Below are 1427 nucleotides of genomic sequence, written 5' to 3' on the forward strand. Positions count from 1 at the left end.
TGCCTCGCAGGTGCCGGGCAAGTCGCATATGTGCGGCCATGACGGGCACACAGCGATCCTGGCTGCGCTCGGCCGCCAGTTCGGGCGCCAGAGGCCGGCGCGTGGCCGCGTGGTGCTGATGTTTCAGCCGGCGGAAGAGACCGGCAATGGCGCGGCGCGCGTCGTCGCCGATCCGCGCTTTTCCGAGATCCACCCTGACTTCGCCTTCTCGCTGCACAATCTGCCGGGCGTGCCGTTCGGCGAAGTGCGGCTCAAACCCGGCGTCGTGAACTGCGCCTCGCGCGGCATGCGGATCGTGCTCGAAGGCAAGACCGCGCATTCCTCCATGCCCGAGACCGGCAGCTCGCCGATGCTGGCGGTCAGTGAGTTGATGCCTCAATTGCCGGCGCTCGGGCGCGGCACCTTTGCCGACGACGATTTCGCTATGGTCACCGTCACCCATTGCTCGATGGGCGAAGCGGTGTTCGGCATTGCGCCCGGCTACGCCGAGGTGTGGGCGACCCTGCGCACCCGCCGCGACGAGCGCATGGCGGAGTTGGTTGCAGCGGCGGAGGCGCTGGCGGCAAGAATCGCCGCCCAACACGGCCTTTCCGTCCGCCACGACTATCACGAGATTTTCGTGGCCAGCGTCAACGCGCCGGACGCTGTGCAGCATCTCGAGCGCGCGCTCGACGAGGAAGGCGTGTCGCGCGGCGAGGAAGCCTTGCCGATGCGCGCCTCGGAGGATTTCGGCATCTTCGGCCACAGCGCCAAGTCGGCGATGTTCTTCCTCGGCGCCGGCGAGCGCTACCCGGCGCTGCACAATCCCGACTACGATTTCCCGGACGACCTGATCCCGATCGGTTCGAAGATCTTCATGCGCGCGGCGCGCAATCTGCTGGGGTGAGCGGGCTGGAAAGGAGGCGCATTCTCCGGCCGGAATTGCGTCGGTCCAGAGAGACAGGGCAGTTCACCTTTTCCATGAAACGCTGAACTGAGACGGTGCGCAGGGCCGGCCGGACAGCTTTCGCTGGCGGTTTGCGTGTGCCGCGTAGCGCCCTGTATTGTTATGCCGGCTTGCCGCTTGTATGAGCGGGGAATGACCTCGATCTCCCGTCTTACCGCCCTCGTGCTGCTGGCGGCCATCACGTTTGCCACCCTCTCACCCGTCCAAATGCGCCCGCATCTCGGTGAGGCGAACATGGAACGCGCACTGGCCTATGCCCTGTTCGGCCTTGCCTTGGCCTTCGGATTCCGCGCCCGCCTGATGCACGCAATGCTGTTTGTCTGCGCCGCGGCCGGCCTATTGGAATTGCTGCAGGCGGTCGATCCCGGCCGGCATGCCCGGCTCCAGGATGCGCTCGTGAAAGCGGCGGCCGGGCTCATTGGGATTGCCTTGGCGCGGATTGTGTTTGCCGTCGCGAGCAGGGCCGTCGATCGTTCGGCAG

Annotated in this window: 2 protein-coding genes; both read left to right on the plus strand. The window is 66.4% G+C overall.

The features are described from left to right. On the plus strand, positions 1 to 886 hold an 886-nt coding region (locus EOA60_RS32795; RefSeq protein WP_128312609.1), incomplete at its 5' end, for a M20/M25/M40 family metallo-hydrolase. 192 nt (positions 887 to 1078) lie between these two features. Next, positions 1079 to 1427 (plus strand): VanZ family protein (locus tag EOA60_RS32800; protein ID WP_128312610.1); only part of this gene is annotated, 349 nt, incomplete at its 3' end.

It is taken from the genome of Mesorhizobium sp. M1A.F.Ca.IN.020.06.1.1, from assembly GCF_004023265.1.
Classification (GTDB): Bacteria; Pseudomonadota; Alphaproteobacteria; order Rhizobiales; family Rhizobiaceae; genus Mesorhizobium.